Consider the following 15,156-nt stretch of genomic DNA (forward strand, 5'->3'; position numbering starts at 1 on the left):
AAAAATATCGTTATGAGGATTTTACCAATATCCTAGAAAATGCTACAGGGTATATAGAAAGCTATTTAGCTGCTTCAATTACAGATAAGCCAAGTTTTGCATCTACATCTTCACATAATAATTCGCTAGGGTGTGGAGCATTTTCATTGTTTTTAGGACTCTTCTTTCCTTAAATCTTAAAGCTATAACTTACATTATTTTATATCGTTACAATATATAATAAAATTTATCCGCTCTGGCTAAACTGAGGGTTTTTATTGAGGTGCAAATTTCTTTGCTTTTCGCAAGAACTTTTAAGTCTTGACGTTTAAAATATAAATAACGTTTACATTAAATAGTGCGTTCATCTAGGACGAGTACTTATATGAGCACGTGGCTCTCCGGCAACATTATACTGAAGAAGAGATAATATAACTCTATTATTTAATCGTATGCTATAACTCAAATTTACGCCCATGTTTTTCTGCTTTTGAGGTTGATCTGTGTAGATCACATTATATCCATTCTGTCGCAATAGATTGATAAATAAAGGAGTAAAATTGTCTGCTGTATCATTTTTCTTTATAAGAAGTGTGGTTGTAGCTGGTGGTAAAGGTCTTTTTATATTGCCAATAAAATCGCCAGCGACTAATTTTGCCTGATGTTTCGTAAGACTTTGATCAACATAATTTGATGAATAACTGCCTACAGATGCACACCCTGCCACCAACACAACCGGTGATACCAATAAATATTTTAACATTTTAATTCCCCCTTATTATTGCTCGTTATTGCTAGACTCTCTTGAGAAGTTTCTATTCCAGAAATAAGAACAACTTTACTCATAACGACACTAACAACATATCAGGTTTCAATCAAGCGGTAATTAATCAATGAATAATGGCTACAGCTTTCGTTTAAGGCTGCTTGAAGTGTTTCTTGCGGCGTATTTTTAATAAACTGCTGCTTTTAGTGATTGCGATAAAAAAGCAATTTTTGTGTTTGCATTTTCACGTCGGTTGCGAGCACCCTCTTATGCGTATTCTGGGAGCTTGAAAATACTGAACTCTAGTCAGTCTTTTTTGCTTTTAGTGCTTAAAGCATCTGAACAGTGCAAAAACTCTCGGAATTTCTATAAATTTTATCTCTTGGAGGTAAAAAAAATAGCATTGCTTTCAAAGCGTTCTTAAAAAATAGGAAGGAGTTTTATTGCCTCTTTTTGCGCTTTTTCCAATTGTGCATTGTTCATCCCTTGGAGCATCATTTCAAGGTCAGGCGCTTCCATTTTCGCTTGCTTGGCAAGGATATACCATGCGGCAGCCATGATGATATCGCCTTTTGTGCCTATTCCATCCCGATAAAGCCTTGCAAGAGAAATCTGTGCTGGTGGAATCATGTCGTGCGCATTACTGAGAAGCAAACGAAAAGCACGTTGAAAATCGGTTTCTCCTCCACGCCCTTGCACAAGCCATTGTGCCAAAAGAATTTGTGCCTCAAAATGTTTATTTTGTGCGGCTGCTTCCATGAGTCTGCGTGCATTACGGTCATCCTTTGGCCGTGTTAATGTGCCCGTGGCAAGTATTCTTGCTGCGGCAAAAGCAGCATTCGCATCACCAAGGGCAGCGCCTTTTAAGAACCATTTTAAAGCTTGTTCTTTCGCTTCATTTTCATGGTTTTGTGAGGAAACACCAGGAAGAGCCTGCTTTTCACGTGAGGCTTTGTAGAGAAGCATTTTTCCATAATAAAAATAGGCTTCTTTTACACCAGCTTCGAGAGATTTTTGAATAAACTGTTCGCCAAGTTCTTGATTTTGTGTAACAAAATGACCATCAAACAACATGAGTCCATAGCGCAATTGTGCTTGCGGTTCGCCCTGTTTTGCTGCGCGTCCATACCACAAAGCGGCGCGTGCACCATCAATAGGAACGGCGCATCCTTCCATATAAATGCGCGCAAGAAGGGTTTGTGCAAAGGGATCATTTTGTTCTGCACGCTTTAGCGCTTCACGAAAAGCTTTCAAATAATAGCCTTGGATATAATAGTCATAGGCTTGATCATATTGCCCTGCCTGTAAGGGTTGGAAAGGTTCTTTTGTTTCTGAAGATTCTTGAATGGTATTGAGGGAATGCTCAAAATTTGAGGCTTCTTCGGTAAGGTTAGCAGAGCTTTCAACAATGGTTGCAAGCCACATCACACTCAAAATGAACAGTGTCGTGCTTGTTTTTATCATGCCTTGCTTTATCATTGATGCTCTCTCCCCAGCAATGGAAAAATTTTACATTTTTTTTTCATCATTTCAAGTGTTGGTAAGGGATTGTTGTGGGTAAAGAGGATATCAGCAATGGCAATAAATTCATAGATTGTTTTAATCGTTCTTCGAGAGTTGTAACGCATTTTTGAATATTTTTATCTTCTTGTGTCTTTGATTGTTTTATAGAAATTTCTAAATTTTTTTCTATAAGCTCCGGCAAAAAAATCAGTTGTAAGATTGTTTTCTGCTTGAAACAGTGTGAGGATTTTTATCCTTTCTGCACATCATTTCCTTCACTGAAGATTGCGCGTTTGTGTGAATTGGCATTGTGCGGGTGTCGAGGTGGTTTTTTTCATGGATATTTTGCCATAGATTCAAAATCTACTGAAAAAGACGGATGGCTGTAGCCACTGAAATGAGATGGATGGTGAAAAAAATGGATGGCCTTTTATCATTTTTGTTAAGAAGCTTTGTTTGCTGTCCATCTCTTGTTCGGGATTGTTTGGCTGTCCCATTTAGTGTGGTCATTTTTCTATTGAATGTTTGTGAACAGAGAAGGAGGAGGCTATTATGATTTGAGGGGTAAAAATGCCTGTTATGCATTGCCTTAAGGCAAGAGCTGTTGCAACAATTGGCAATCGGTAAACAGAATAATGATGTTGGCTTGTTCTTTTATAAGATTAAAGATGGTGTTCAATGGATTTACCGTTAAATGGTGAGAGCCACCGTTAGATAATGTATTAGGTGCGACTTCAAATTGACCCAATAAATTTTCAACCGTTGTTTTTTGAAATTTGTCCTCTTAGAAAATGTTCATGAATAAAGAGAGGGGGCTACCATGATTTTAAACGTTTTCCTTTTGATCAGAGATGAGTTGTAAAATGGCTTTCTGTTTGACAGAGTTCAGCACTCTAAAGCTTTTTAAAAGCAGATATTCCTCTTTGCTCGAGATGATTTCATCATGAGGGTATGGGGGCTGTTGTTTTGTGAGGATATCAGTGTAAAAAAAGGAAAGTGGCACATTGAGAATATTGGCAATTTCGTTCAAACGACCGGCGCTTGCACGATTGAGACCTGTTTCATATTTTTGAATTTGCTGTGCGCTTAGATTTAAAGATTGCCCTAATGCTTTTTGAGAGATTTTCAGCATTCTTCGCTTAAAACGAATTTTTTTGCCTATCAAAATGTCGTGAAAAAGGTTTTTGGTTTGCATTTCATGCCCCCCCCACCGGGTGCGAGCGCCCTCGCGTTGGTATTCCGGGAGTAACAAGTACTGAGCTCTAGTCAGTTTTTTGCTTTTAGTGCTTAAAGCACCTGGACATAGCAAAATCTCCCGGAATCCCGGGATACCCACAGAGTGGGTTCATTTTACGCTAGAGCTTAGGGCTTGTTTTCCCTCTTGATCGTTGCGTAGACGACCAAAATCACCTTTTGAGTCATAAAGGAATTTCAGGGGATTTACAATAAAAATGAAAAAGTTTCTGTAATTTATAGTTTTTCTGAGAGGTTCTGTGTTGTGCATCAAATCAAATGGAGAGTGGAAATTCACGGCGGGCGTGTGCTACGGTAACAATCTCAATTTTCCTTGTCGCTACTCGGTACAATATAAGATAGTTCGGATGCGCTATGATTTCTCGCAATCCTAGCACCCCTGCGTTTGTTTATGAAACGTAGAAATATTAGACCTACAAAAGTTAAGCCAATCATTACTATGCCAATGGTCGTAAGAAATCGCTGTTAAAACGATTAAGGTAAGCTATACCAAGTTGATCGTCCACCACCATGACGTATCAAAAGACCTTTTTCAACGAGTGATGTAAAGGTTGCTTTAAGTGTGTTTGGGCTTGCTCCGATTTCACGCACCATATCACGAGATGTAACGCGTCCATGATCACGGACATAATCAAGAATATTAAGAGCCAATTCAGATAAGGAAAAAAGAGCATTTTTTTCACTCTCTATTTTTATTTCTAATTGGCGTTTTTGTTTTTGTAGAGCACGTAAAAAAAAGAGTATCCAAGGCTGCCAATTAGGTGTTTTAGTATAAATTGTTTTTTGAGTTTGATTCAAAGCTAAGTAGTAGCTTTCTTTATTATTTTCAATAATATTTTCAAGTGACGAATATGGTACATAAACATAACCTTTTTGTAACAAAAGCAGAGTGGTTAAGATACGACTTAAACGTCCATTCCCATCTTGAAAAGGATGGATAGCTAAAAAAGTAACATTAAAAATACCAATCGTAAGCAAAGGGTGAAGATTCTTCAATTCATTGGTTTTATTGAACCAAGTAATAAGTTCTTGCATTCGATATGGTGTATCAAATGGTGTGGCTGTTTCAAAAACGATACCAACCATTTTTCCTTGAGAATTAAATGCTGCTACGTCATTGCGTAGAGTCTTATATTCGCCTCGATGTCGTTCATCTTTATCGCTACAGCACAAAAGGTCACGATGAAGTTGTTTTATATGATTTTCTGTAATAGGAATATCATTCCAAGATTGAAAGATTGTCTCCATGACCTTGGCATAGCCGATAACTTCTTGTTCATCACGACTCTTAAAATGTTTAATTTCTAAATTTACCAAAAGCTGTTCAATCTCGCGGTCTGTTAATTTGCTGCCTTCAATGCGCGTGGAAGAACCGATACTTTCAACAGTAGCAATATGGCGAAGAGCATTCAATCGCTCAGGCGCAAGAGTACCAAGAGCGCGCCATGCACCTTTAAATTCATCAATCTCAGAAATGAGATTCAGTAACTCTTGTGTAATTTGAAGTGTATCTGTTTGCATACCGGAATATATGCCTGATTATACCTGATTGTCAATTAGTACATACAAAATACGTAATAAATATTTAATAAAGCTGTTAGACAATATTCCACAACGAGCCTTATTAGGTAAGAGTTGACCACAATCCACTTCGTGTCATGATGGACAACTCTCGTTATGAAAAATTGTTGTTTTTATTAAGCTTACTTGCTCGTATAGATTGGTCACTACAGCGCTATATGGGAGCGCGTTCCCTCTCACGTTGGCGATACAGGTACGGATGTTCGGACAATGGCAGGACACAAGCTTCCAGAAGTTTTTTCATTCGCCGCGCAGCAGGCGGATTTTCTCGAGCAATGTAAGTTAAAATTTGACGTAAATCATTGCGCGCCGAAGGCAATCAGACAACTGGTAGCATTAGAATTTCTTCTGTTCAGCTTCAAGCTGTTCTATGATAGTTTCCATTTCAGCCATAACTTCATCATGCGCAAGTGCAGGATATGGATTTGCAAGGCTCCTTGCTGCTTTTTCACGGAGCCACGTAGTATAGCTGTTTTCCTGTTCAATGGTTTCAAATTCTGAGACGAACGGAGAAAGGGTACTTTTCATGATAGTATTTCCTTTCCATTTTCCTCTATTTTAGACGCTATCATTATTATGCATCCACACTCTGTTGTCCATAAATTTTTCAATACTCCTTTGGCTTAAACGATAAATTATTCTATAAGTTGCTCTTTCACGGAAAGGGATACAATATTCTCCACTGGAATACTCCAATTCTTTCTCGATTTTTAAATCGAACAAATTTCTTTCATCTTTATTTCAAGAAGTTGTTTGAAATCCTCAGTGGGCGTTGTTTAAATTTAACTGAATGCATAAGCAATTGCTTTTGGATCAATAGTAACCAGAGTCTATTAATTGTTCAGTAAGTTTTGGAACTGTTTCTTTTACGTGTTCTTGGAAAGGAATGTACATAATTCCACTCATATCTGAAGGTTTCTCAATATTTTGGTCTTCTTTTATGAGAATAGCAACATTTTTGCGAGAAAGTGCGGACATTAACATGCCCATTTCGAGAATAACATTTTGTCGTGCACGAGGTTTTGCTGCTGTTGCACCGGCAGATTTGGCATAGCCCATGTCATCAGGAGTAAGCAGAACAATACCAAATTTTATTGAACGGGTTGGTGTACAGATTTCTGTTTCTAAAGCTTCAATGATGGTTGAACCATTTCCACTCGTATTTTGCAAGACGTATGGTTCAAGCTTAAGCTTATGAAGAATAAGTTCAAGTTGCTCTAGAGCAGCAGAATCATGACCATGAACGATAAAAACTTTTAGAGAAGGAGGGGATGATTTTTCCTTTATATGCTTAGCCAACTCTTTTTCTATGGTTCTTTCACCGTGACAGTAGACTATTCCTGTGTTTGTAAACCAAGTAATGGTTTTTCCCTTAGAAGTTTTCATATTATGCGCTATCCCAGTGAGAATGCGTTGGGGCCCAGCGAAAATTGGTTCGGATGTAACGTTTATGATTTTATATCCAGCTTTGCGCACTATGTTTTGAAGATCTTCAAACGTTCCATCGTGTCTTATGTGACTCACTTGTGTCCCCCCTCTGTATCACTAATCGTTCATGATAGTTTCTGCGCATTACAGGGGCGATTTTTTACATTTTTCTTTCATCATTTCAAGTATTATCAAGGGATTATCGTGGGTAAAAATGATTTCTTCAACAGCGATAAATTCACAAGCGGTTTTGAGCACTTCATCAAAACTTGCAAAATCGCTCCCCGCTTGAACAATGGCAGGGATTTCCATCACTTCTGCCCACCATTGTCCTAACTGCACATTGCGCGGGTGTGCATGTGGTTTTTTATCAGCACCAAGTTTTCCAAATAGCAGATAGTCCACGCCGGCTTCTCCAGCAAGCATGGCGCTATGGCGATTGCGCACATTTCCAAAACCTATGATTTTTTGCTCCTTTTTTTGATTTTCAAGGTTTGCAAGAGCGTTAAAATCACCCTCTACATGCAAGCCATCCGCCTTTATTCGTCCTGCAATGCGGCTGTCACCCGCAATAAGAAGGGCGCTATCCGCTCGTTGAATATCTTCTCCGTAGAGTTGTGCTTGTTTTTGTAAAAAAACATCATCATCTTGGGAATCATAGAGAATGACGCATGCAAAAGATTTGGTTTGCAAACTTTGGGGTTGCACGGTTGGGGTTTGGGTGCTTTGCCTTTGCGAGGTTGGGGTGTACAAGAGTTGGCGCAAAAGCTCAGAATCTAAAGACCGTCGAACATCTAATGTCAAAACCAATTGAGGATAAGATTCCGTTTGAGGATGCGATTCAAGATGCGATTCGGGCGGTTTATTTTTTTGTTTTGTCATGTAAAGTCCTTGATTTTAAAAAATAAACTTGACTTTTAAAAATAAACTTTCATCATATAAGTGCGCTTTGCTAAAAGCGAATGATCTCTTTTGTTGCGTATGGAGGTCCGTTTATGAGTGTCCAAACCGTTTTTAAGCATAAAACACATCCTTCTTATCGTGATACACGTATTGATGTTTTTCGTTCTTTAGCCTTATTGACGATTTTCATCAACCATATTCCTGGAACCTTATACGAACATATCACACATAAAAACTTTGGTTTTTCCGATTCAGCAGAAGTCTTTGTTTTGCTTTCAGGGGTTTCGCTTGGATTAAGTTTTCATGCGCATTTATATCAAGAGTCTTTTGTTTTTACTGTTCGCAAACTTTGGCAGAGAGCTTTGCAGCTTTATGGAGCCTATCTTTTTACAACTTTTGTAACGCTTAGCCTTTTTTTAGGGGCCTTCTTATTATGGCGTACAGAGCGACTTTTAATGATGAACAATGTGGGGCTCTTTTATACCCAACCTTTTGTTGCTTTTTTTAGCATCTTAAGCTTGGGGCATCAATTGGGATATAATAATATTCTTCCCCTTTATATGACTCTGATGTTTTTTGCACCTCTTCTCCTTTATTGCAGTTGTAAGCACAAAGGGCTGCTGCTTTTGAGCTCGTTCATGCTCTATCTCCTCTGTGGGTTTTATGAGATTGCTCCACCTTCTTATCCTTTACCAGGACAGTGGTTTTTTAATCCTTTGTCTTGGCAATTCTTGTTTGTTATCGGTGTGACGAGCACTTTGTCTCTTAAACAAGGAAAAACCATCGCTTTTCAGCCTTTTTGGCTTGTGCTTGCTGCTAGCTATCTTTTGCTTTCGCTGTTATGGGTCCGCTTGAATTGGTGGGGTGTTGTACAGTGGCTTGGCTGGTCTTCTTCCCCTTTGATGAATTTTAATAAAACTTTTTTAAGTTTGCCGCGTCTGCTTCATGTGATTGCTTTAGCGACGCTGTTTCTCTGTTTGCCGCGCTTGAGTGCGTGTTTTCGTGTCTCTCCACAACATCCCTTGGCAATCTTAGGAAAACACAGTTTAGCAGTCTTTGTAACCGGTACGGTGTTTGCTATGTTTGGGCAGATTTTAAAAACAATGATGACAGGAACGTTTTTTTCCGATACCCTTCTCATTGTAAGTGGTATTATAGTGCAATTTGGGGTCGCTTATTATTGTGAAAAACGTCACTCTTTGCAGCGGTTTTCTGCAAAAAAAACTGCCAGTTTGTAATGCTGCTCTTAGACGCGTTAACCTTAGCTTAAGAAGCACATTGCGCAAGAATTTTAAAAGAGGTAGTTAATTAAAAAAATTATTCACTATAGAAAATAAAGAAACTTTTTCATTCTCACTTCGTTGAAGATCGTAATTTTTGTGAGGATATTTGGAGTATAAAGCGTGAGTGCACCTAAACATTCCGATGATGAACCCATCATCATGATTGAGCATAGTGCTTTTGAAAATGCTTTTAATCGCCTCTATGAAGAGACGATGACATTGATCGAAGAAACAGCAACCTATATCGACACCGAAGGAAAATTCGTTGCACGTTCTCTTTCAGCAGAAATTTCTGCTCTTTATGCAAAAGAAGCAATGTTTCTCAGTACAAGGCTAATGCAAATTGCCTCTCAACTCCTCCTTCTTCGCGCCGAGCGCGAAGGAGAAATGACACCAGAACAAATACAAAAAGAAATTGCAAAAGTATCATTGCATACACCAACACTAGAATTAGAAAGTGCTCATTGGCAAGAATTACCAGCAGTCTTCCGCAATTTTGTTGCACGTTCGCTGCGTCTCGAAGCGCGTATGCAATATATACGCACCAATAAAGAAGACGGATTACCTCATCTCGTAGAAGAGGAAAATCCCGTAGGAAAACAAATCGAATTTCTGAAAACAGCATTTCGGCATTCTTAGTTCTTAGAAAATTTTGTATCGCGTTTTTTGTATTTCGCATCACATCAAAACTGGTGAGAAAAGCAGTGGCACTTTTGCGTATTGATCTTACTTATTCAAGATTTTACTTCTGATCAGAGATGAGCTGTAAAATTGCCCTTTGTTTTACAGAATTGAGAACTCTAAAGCTTTTTAAAAGCAGATATTCCTCTTTGCTCGAGATGATTTCATCATGAGGGTATGGGGGCTGTTGTTTTGTAAAAATCTCCGCGTAAAAAAAAGAAAGTGGCACATTGAGAATATTGGCAATTTCGTTCAAACGCCCTGCGCTTATACGATTTAATCCTGTTTCATATTTTTGGATTTGTTGCGCGCTTACCCTCAAGTAGCTCCCTAATTCTTTCTGAGACATTTTCAGCATTTTGCGCTTAAGGCGAATTTTTTTGCCTATCAAAATATCGTGAAAAAGATTTTTGGCTTGCATTTTATGCCCCCCCACCGGTTGCGAGCGCCCTCGCGTTGGTATTCCGGGAGTCTAAAAACACTGACTCAAATCAGCATTTTGCTTTTAGTGCTTATTGCACCTGGACATAGCAAAATCTCCCGGAATTCCGGGACACCCGCAAAGCGGGGGAAATTTTATGTTTGAGTCTTCGGGTTTTTAGATCCCTATTGATCGTTGCGTATACGACCAAAATCACCTTTTTAGTCATAAAGGAATTTCGGGGGATTTACAATAAAAATGAAAATGTTTCTGTAATTTACAGTTTTTCTGAGAGGCTTTGTCTTTAGCACTATGCTTGGCTCAAGGCATTTCAATCTCTTTTTTCTTTGTTTATAAGTGCATCTGTTCAAACACGGCAAAAGTGTATAGACTTGCGATTTATGGCAGAGACGATTCGTATTATAGGCATTGATCCCGGATTACGGCATACAGGATGGGGGGTCATCGATCTCTTAGGAAATCGCCTTCAATTCATTGCAGCAGGGACGGTTTCTTCTAATGTACGCTGTGACCTTGCTTCCAGACTCTGCCAACTCTATAGAGGACTTTCAGAGATCGTGCATCAATTTATGCCCCATGAAGCGGCTGTGGAACATGTGTTTGTCAATAAAGATGCTACGGCTACTTTAAAACTTGGTCAAGCGCGTGCTGTTGCTCTGCTTGTTCCAGCGCAAGCAAATCTTCCCGTTTTTGAATATGCGCCAAATAAAGTAAAAAAATCAGTTATTGGTGTTGGTCATGGTGCTAAAGAACAAATTCATATGATGGTAAAAGTTTTGCTGCCTCGTGCTGAATTTGATAGCAATGATGCGGCTGATGCGCTCGCTCTTGCTCTTTGCCATAGCATGCACCGCAGCAGCATCTCTCATCGTTCAAGAATTACAGCATGATCGAGGTTATGGTATGAGTGAGATTACAGCATGATCGGTAAATTAAAAGGGACCCTTGAACATATCTTTGATGATCATATCCTTGTTGATGTTCATGGGGTGGGGTATGTTGTTTTTATCTCAAATCGGCTGCGTCCTTCTTTACCGGCTCTTGGTGAAAATATAAGCCTCTTTATTGAAACACATGTGCGTGAAGAGGCAATTCGTCTGTTTGGTTTTGCGACAAGAGCAGAACAAGAATGGTTTTGCTTGCTGCAAAATGTGCCGGGTGTGGGGGCGAAGGTTGCTTTGGCAATTTTGGGAACTTTATCACCAGATGAACTCGCACAAGCCATTGCATTAAATGATATTGCCATGATAAGCCGTGCTCCAGGCGTTGGTAAAAAAGTCAGTGAAAGAATTGTTCGTGAACTCAAAAGTAAAGCACTTCCCTTCCATGACAATGCTTTTCAGTCTGCTCCTATTGCACATCTGGAAATGGCTAATCAACCAACCAACGAGGCACTTTCTGCTTTGATCAATCTCGGTTTTGAACGAGATCAAGCAGCCCGTGCTCTTGCTTTGGCAAGGAAAGATCTTGAAGGAGAAGATGTTTCCTCTGCTGTGCTTATTCGCCATAGCCTCAAACTGCTTTCTTCCTCTAGTTGAGTAAAAGGTAACAATGCATAAAGATGAAGAACAACGCCTTTTGGGGGCCATTCCCCTTCCTAACGATCCAGATCGTTCCTTAAGGCCGCAAGTGCTCGATGACTTTATTGGTCAAGAGGCGGCACGGGCAAATTTGAAAATATTTATCGAAGCAGCAAAAGCGCGCCAAGAGGCGCTCGACCATGTTTTGTTTGTCGGCCCCCCTGGTTTGGGAAAAACAACCCTTTCACAAATTATGGCTAAAGAATTGGGTGTTAATTTTCGCTCTACCTCAGGACCCGTGATTGCTAAAGCAGGAGATTTGGCAGCTCTTTTGACTAATCTAGAAGAACGTGATGTGCTTTTTATTGATGAAATTCATCGTTTAAGTCCAGCAATTGAAGAAATTCTTTATCCAGCTATGGAAGATTATCAGCTGGACCTTATCATTGGGGAAGGACCAGCAGCCCGTTCGGTTAAAATTGATCTTGCTAAATTTACCTTGGTGGCTGCAACGACCCGTTTGGGGCTGTTGACAACCCCATTACGAGACCGTTTCGGTATCCCAATCCGTCTCAATTTTTATACCATAGAGGAATTGGAATATATCGTTAAACGCAATGCTCGGCTTTTTGCTGTACAGATTAGTGATGATGGTGCCCATGAAATTGCCCGCCGTGCACGTGGGACACCACGCATCGCCGGGCGGTTATTGCGCAGGGTTTGTGACTTTGCTCTGGTGAAGGGTGCCGGAAAAATTGACCGTAATGTTGCCGATGAAGCGCTGTCTCGTCTTGAAGTTGACCATTTAGGACTCGATCCGCTTGATCGTCGTTATTTGCTGTTGATTGCGGAAACTTTTTTGGGTGGTCCGGTGGGAATTGAAACAATTGCGGCGGCTCTCTCAGAGCCGCGGGATGCCATTGAAGATATTATTGAACCCTATCTGCTCCAGCAAGGTTTTATTCAACGCACGGCACGAGGGCGAATTCTTACAGAACAAGCGTGGGGGCATTTAGGATTGTCTGCTCCGCTCTCTACAACTTCAACACAAAAACGCACTCAATTGGCTGGGAGACAAAATAATTCATCCTTTCAAACGACTTTGTGGGATGAAGAAGATGACTAAAAGAGTGTTTTTTAAAGCTGTCAGTGTTGATTATAGATAACAATAGAGTGTCTGTATGGGGATATTGTCTCTATAGGGGCTGTAGGGGAATGCTTATAGAATAAGCTTGGAGCCTTTGCGGGTGTTGTGCCCTCAATTCCATGATTTTAACACAAAAATACCGTCAATGATGTGATATAAAGGACAATTTACAACTCCAAAAAATGGGATGGGATGGCACAAGTGATGGAAACATCTTCTTTTAAAAATGATCATACAAACACTTTTCATGATTTTCAGGTACGCGTGTATGTTGCTGATACAGATTTCTCTGGCGTGGTTTATCATGCTCGCTATCTGGAATTTTTTGAACGAGGACGTTCAGAATTTTTACGGGAGACAGGTTTTAATAGCAAGATGTTAGCATCTGGGATTGAAGGGGAAAAACTGTTTTTTGTGGTTCGTCATATGGATATCAATTTTTTACATCCAGCGCAAATCGATAATCTTTTAACAATCAAAACACGGATTAATCGTCGTCAAGGAGCACGCTTTTTTATGGAACAGGTGCTTATGCGTGAAGATGAGATGTTGGTAACAGCAAAAGTGGAAATTGCTCTCATTAATGAAATAGGAAAACCACGACGTTTACCTAAAGAGCTTTTTTCGACAATGCTTGTTTAAAATTGTACTCTGTTCAAAATGAACATTGTTTTGGTACTTTGGGTCTTGGTGCTTTGGCTGAGCAGAGTGAAATTTTTTCTGAAATTTAGAAACTATAAAACAATCTGTTTTATTAACTTTTAACAAATCAATCTTTCATTGAGAGGGACAAAAAAAATGCCGCATGTAGAATTAACAAATCCAGAGGTGATTGGAATATTGCATTTGTTTATGCAAGCGGGTTTTGCTGTTAAAGCTGTGATGATTGGCTTGCTGCTCGCTTCTATATGGAGTTGGGCGATTATTTTTGATAAAATTTTGACCTATCGAAGAATACGGCGTGATATAAAACAATTTGAACGTATCTTTTGGTCGGGTAAAGCGTTAGAAGATCTTTATACAGAATGTAAAAGTCGGCGCACCAGCAGTATATCTGCTGTTTTTATGGCAGCGATGGTGGAATGGCAAAAATCCCTTGAAAAGGGCATTCATACTTCGATAAGTTTGCAGAGTCGCATTGATAAGGCGATGGATCTTACGCTGGGACGTGAAAGTGCAAAAATAGAATCAAAATTAGGTTTTTTAGCTACATTGGGATCGGCGGGACCTTTTATCGGTCTTTTTGGAACAGTGATTGGAATTATGAGTTCCTTTCTTTCTATTTCAGCATCTCAAAATACCTCATTGGCTATTGTTGCACCAGGCATTGCCGAAGCACTTTTAGCAACCGCTATCGGGTTGTTTGCAGCAATTCCAGCGGTTATTGCTTATAACAAACTGGTCCATGAAAGTACGCGGATTATTGCACAAATAGAAAATTTTGCTGATGAATTTTCAACAATTGTCTCACGGCGTATTGATGAAACGACCACATCACATTCACCATTATAAGGGGAGATTTTATGGGAATTTCTGTTGCTTCTTCTCAAAAAAAGACACGCAGGCGGCATCATTCGCATCGTCAATTAATGAGTGAGATCAATGTTACGCCATTTGTTGATGTCATGCTGGTGTTGTTGATTATTTTTATGGTCTCTGCTCCTCTTTTGGTCAACGGGGTGCCTCTTGATTTGCCTCATAGTCAGGCGGGACCCGTGCACATGCAAGACACGCCGCTTACGGTTTCATTAGACGCGCGAGGGCGCTTCGCCATTAATCAAGACTATTATGAAACAGCTGAAGCGCTGATTGCACAACTTAAAGCCAAATTGGACTCTGAACCTGCACAAAAGAACAAACGTCTTTTTGTGCGTGCTGCTAAAACTGTTGAATATCAACAAGTGTTAAAATTGCTCGCCGATATTCAAAAAGCAGGTTTTTCACAAGTGGCTTTAGCCAGTTTGGCGCAATAAGATGATGATGAACTGTCACATGTTGTACGTAAAATACACCTTGTCTGTGAAGAAACAGGCAGTTCTAAAAAAACACAAGGCATGGAGATGAACAAAGACTCTTATCATAGCATGAAACGAGGCTTGGCTTTATCCCTTGTTATACATGGGATTTTGCTCAGTTGGGCGAGTGTCCATTTCATCAGTGTGGTCTCTTTGCCACAGCAATTGGAAGCAATTCCCATCACCCTTGCTCCTTTAACGCAAGAGCTGTCTTCTCAACAAGGGGCAGCGGAGGCTCCTGTGGGGGAAATTCCAGCAATAAAACCAACGACCAAACCACAAGAAAAAGAGGATGCACGTCATTTTGGAGAAGGAAAAATTGACAGTCTCGCACCTTTTAAACCAAACGAAAAACCACGGATCATTGAAGCAACCCCTCCGTCATCAGGAGAAAAGAATCCGTTGGAAAAGCCTTTACCAGAATTGACAGAACAGGAATTCTCACAAGCAAAAACAGAAATGCCGCCAAAAATAGAGCCTCCGCAAGAGGATGCGTCAAAGCTTATGCCCGATGCGCCTTTGGAGCCCCCCCAAGAGGATACTCCAGGGTTGAAGCCCGAGGTGCCTTTAGAGCCCCCCCAAGAGGATACTCCTAGGTTGAAGCCCGAGGTGCCTTTAGAGACCCCCCAAGAGGATACTCCAAGGTTGAAGCCC

Annotated in this window: 17 protein-coding genes and 1 pseudogene; 9 read left to right on the forward strand and 9 right to left on the reverse strand. The window is 40.0% G+C overall.

Annotation, left to right across the window (positions count from 1 at the left end; translation table 11 throughout):
- Positions 1-343: 343 nt before the first annotated feature.
- From NPX99_RS01565 to NPX99_RS01600, 8 genes are all read right to left on the reverse strand, one after another.
- The gene (locus NPX99_RS01565) at positions 344-742 is read right to left on the reverse strand and encodes a hypothetical protein (RefSeq protein ID WP_269029998.1); all 399 of its coding nucleotides are present in this window, start codon (positions 740-742) and stop codon (positions 344-346) included.
- Positions 743-1,165: 423 nt separating this feature from the next.
- The gene (locus NPX99_RS01570) at positions 1,166-2,209 is read right to left on the reverse strand and encodes a tetratricopeptide repeat protein (RefSeq protein ID WP_269030034.1); all 1,044 of its coding nucleotides are present in this window, start codon (positions 2,207-2,209) and stop codon (positions 1,166-1,168) included.
- Between the two features lie 865 nt (positions 2,210-3,074).
- Complete coding sequence (locus NPX99_RS01575; protein ID WP_269029999.1) at positions 3,075-3,443, reverse strand: helix-turn-helix domain-containing protein; 369 nt, start codon at positions 3,441-3,443, stop codon at positions 3,075-3,077.
- Between the two features lie 533 nt (positions 3,444-3,976).
- Positions 3,977-5,023, reverse strand: a complete 1,047-nt coding sequence (locus tag NPX99_RS01580; protein ID WP_269030000.1) for a Fic family protein — start codon at positions 5,021-5,023, stop codon at positions 3,977-3,979.
- 214 nt (positions 5,024-5,237) lie between these two features.
- Positions 5,238-5,402, reverse strand: coding sequence for a type II toxin-antitoxin system RelE/ParE family toxin (locus tag NPX99_RS01585; protein ID WP_269030001.1), 165 nt, complete (start codon positions 5,400-5,402; stop codon positions 5,238-5,240).
- A 17-nt stretch (positions 5,403-5,419) separates the two neighbouring features.
- Complete coding sequence (relB, locus tag NPX99_RS01590) at positions 5,420-5,611, reverse strand: type II toxin-antitoxin system RelB family antitoxin (RefSeq protein ID WP_269030002.1); 192 nt, start codon at positions 5,609-5,611, stop codon at positions 5,420-5,422.
- A 285-nt stretch (positions 5,612-5,896) separates the two neighbouring features.
- Complete coding sequence (locus tag NPX99_RS01595; protein ID WP_269030003.1) at positions 5,897-6,469, reverse strand: nucleotide-binding protein; 573 nt, start codon at positions 6,467-6,469, stop codon at positions 5,897-5,899.
- A gap of 186 nt (positions 6,470-6,655) precedes the next feature.
- A complete protein-coding gene (locus NPX99_RS01600) occupies positions 6,656-7,393 on the reverse strand; it encodes a thiamine phosphate synthase (protein WP_269030004.1) in 738 nt (245 codons plus the stop codon).
- 113 nt (positions 7,394-7,506) lie between these two features.
- Here NPX99_RS01600 and NPX99_RS01605 point away from each other — a divergent pair, with 113 nt between their 5' ends.
- Together NPX99_RS01605 and NPX99_RS01610 are read left to right on the forward strand one after the other, a co-directional pair.
- Positions 7,507-8,652: an OpgC family protein gene (locus NPX99_RS01605; RefSeq protein WP_269030005.1), complete on the forward strand. Its 1,146-nt coding sequence runs from the start codon at positions 7,507-7,509 to the stop codon at positions 8,650-8,652.
- A 165-nt stretch (positions 8,653-8,817) separates the two neighbouring features.
- Complete coding sequence (locus tag NPX99_RS01610; protein ID WP_269030006.1) at positions 8,818-9,336, forward strand: DUF1465 family protein; 519 nt, start codon at positions 8,818-8,820, stop codon at positions 9,334-9,336.
- A 103-nt stretch (positions 9,337-9,439) separates the two neighbouring features.
- Here the strand turns inward: NPX99_RS01610 and NPX99_RS01615 are convergent, their stop codons facing one another.
- A complete protein-coding gene (locus NPX99_RS01615) occupies positions 9,440-9,799 on the reverse strand; it encodes a helix-turn-helix domain-containing protein (protein WP_269030007.1) in 360 nt (119 codons plus the stop codon).
- Positions 9,800-10,200: 401 nt separating this feature from the next.
- On the opposite strand from NPX99_RS01615, the gene ruvC reads away from it, so the two are divergent.
- From ruvC to NPX99_RS01650, 7 genes and pseudogenes are all read left to right on the forward strand, one after another.
- Entirely contained in the window at positions 10,201-10,710 is a 510-nt protein-coding gene (ruvC, locus tag NPX99_RS01620; protein WP_269030008.1) for a crossover junction endodeoxyribonuclease RuvC, read from the forward strand.
- Positions 10,711-10,740: 30 nt separating this feature from the next.
- Complete coding sequence (ruvA, locus tag NPX99_RS01625) at positions 10,741-11,358, forward strand: Holliday junction branch migration protein RuvA (RefSeq protein WP_269030009.1); 618 nt, start codon at positions 10,741-10,743, stop codon at positions 11,356-11,358.
- A gap of 13 nt (positions 11,359-11,371) precedes the next feature.
- The gene (ruvB, locus tag NPX99_RS01630) at positions 11,372-12,466 is read left to right on the forward strand and encodes a Holliday junction branch migration DNA helicase RuvB (protein WP_269030010.1); all 1,095 of its coding nucleotides are present in this window, start codon (positions 11,372-11,374) and stop codon (positions 12,464-12,466) included.
- 225 nt (positions 12,467-12,691) lie between these two features.
- Positions 12,692-13,129, forward strand: a complete 438-nt coding sequence (ybgC, locus tag NPX99_RS01635) for a tol-pal system-associated acyl-CoA thioesterase (protein WP_269030035.1) — start codon at positions 12,692-12,694, stop codon at positions 13,127-13,129.
- A gap of 156 nt (positions 13,130-13,285) precedes the next feature.
- Positions 13,286-13,999, forward strand: coding sequence for a protein TolQ (tolQ, locus tag NPX99_RS01640; protein WP_269030011.1), 714 nt, complete (start codon positions 13,286-13,288; stop codon positions 13,997-13,999).
- A gap of 11 nt (positions 14,000-14,010) precedes the next feature.
- Positions 14,011-14,460, forward strand: coding sequence for a protein TolR (tolR, locus tag NPX99_RS01645; protein WP_269030012.1), 450 nt, complete (start codon positions 14,011-14,013; stop codon positions 14,458-14,460).
- Between the two features lie 87 nt (positions 14,461-14,547).
- Positions 14,548-15,156: pseudogene (locus NPX99_RS01650) on the forward strand (cell envelope biogenesis protein TolA); the annotation flags it as partial.

Source organism: Bartonella sp. 220B (assembly GCF_026930205.1).
GTDB lineage: Bacteria > Pseudomonadota > Alphaproteobacteria > Rhizobiales > Rhizobiaceae > Bartonella.